General features: G+C 41.8%; 1 protein-coding gene. It reads right to left on the bottom strand.

Features of this window, described 5'->3' with window-relative positions:
- Positions 1-52 precede the first annotated feature (52 nt).
- A partial coding sequence (locus tag DXC01_RS19940) for an IS982 family transposase (protein ID WP_243111689.1) occupies positions 53-739 on the bottom strand: 687 nt, incomplete at its 5' end.

Genomic DNA, 739 nt, shown 5'->3' with positions numbered 1-739 from the left:
AAAACCTGTAAATGCGCAAAGAATCCCTGTAATTATTGGAAAACTAAAATTTTTAGAATATCAATTCCTTGATTTTTCCAAGTTCGCAGGATTCATTGAAAATACTGTTTAATGCAATACAGAGATTGTACGCCAGTACTTTATTGACCAGGCGGGTACATAATCCCTGAAAGCTTTTGGCCAGCACTCTTTCTGCATTTAGTTGACCAGTTAGCTGTGAAAACACAGTTTCTACCCGCCTTCTCTGTTTGAATATTAATTGACGCACAGATTTTGTCCAGTTTTCTTTACTGTTAGAACGCTTCAGGGCAAAAAGGCAGATATTTTGCTCCTGCATTTCCTGCATCAGCCTTTCACCGACATAGCCCTTGTCTGCTAAAACTGTGAAATTTGAACAATTGTCCACCAGATCCCGTAACCCTTCGCGGTCGTCTGTGGAGGCTGGTGTGATCTCAAATGCAGTAATGTAGCCTTCTAAGGTGATCAATGCATGTACTTTGTAACCGAAATAAGTTTCCTTTTTAGAAGGGCATTTTCCGTAATCAGCACCATGATTGCGAAATACTTTGCAATAGCGTGCACGCCCGAATTTACAGACCGCAAGCGGAAAACTGTCAATGATGCAGTAAGGACTGATGGGTACCGGGAAATCCGAAAGCAATTTTTGCCGTAATAATTCTGTCGTCTGCATCAATGCCCGCCTTGTTCTGTTAAAACGGCTTCTGCTGCAAAGCTGTGG

Source organism: Blautia sp. OM07-19, assembly GCF_003481595.1.
GTDB lineage: Bacteria > Bacillota > Clostridia > Lachnospirales > Lachnospiraceae > Blautia_A > Blautia_A intestinihominis.
Note: the sequence above shows the minus strand (reverse complement) of the source record. Positions and strands in the feature narration are given on the sequence as shown.